Source organism: Thermomonas alba (genome assembly GCF_022419205.1).
In the GTDB taxonomy this organism is placed as follows: Bacteria; Pseudomonadota; Gammaproteobacteria; order Xanthomonadales; family Xanthomonadaceae; genus Thermomonas; species Thermomonas alba.
Window position 1 is genome coordinate 1 of the sequence record NZ_JAJOZU010000076.1, and the last position, 501, is coordinate 501.

Consider the following 501-nt stretch of genomic DNA (forward strand, 5'->3'; position numbering starts at 1 on the left):
GTCAGCTCGGCGTTGTTGCTCAGGCCGAGCTTTTCCAGCACGCGCGCGCGGTAGACGCTGACCGTCTTGGGGCTGATCATCAGCGCCTCGGCAATCTGCGAGAGCTTTTTGCCCGAGGCGATCAGCTTGAGGGTCTGCAGTTCGCGCTCGGACAGGCTGTCGTGCAACTCGCCACCTTCCGGGGCTTGCAGATGGTTGGCCAGCAGCTCGGCAATCTCGGGGGTGATGTATTTGCGCCCCTGGGCGACGGTGCGCACCGCAGCGATCAGGGCCTGGGGGTCGCCCCCCTTGTTCAGATAGCCCATTGCCCCGGCGCGCAGGCAACGGATCGCATACTGATCCTCCGGGTACATGCTGACCATGATGGTGCGCACGGGGTTGCCCTCCTCCTGCAGCACGGACAGAATTTCCAGCCCGCTGCGCCCGGGCAGGTCCACGTCCAGCAGCAAGACATCGGGCTTTTCGCGCCGCAGCGCCTCGCGCAGCACCGGGTAGCTGTCG

General features: G+C 65.7%; 1 protein-coding gene. It reads right to left on the reverse strand.

Going from position 1 to position 501, the window contains the following annotated elements:
• On the reverse strand, positions 1–501 hold a 501-nt coding region (locus ML342_RS11840), incomplete at both ends, for a response regulator (protein WP_240127210.1).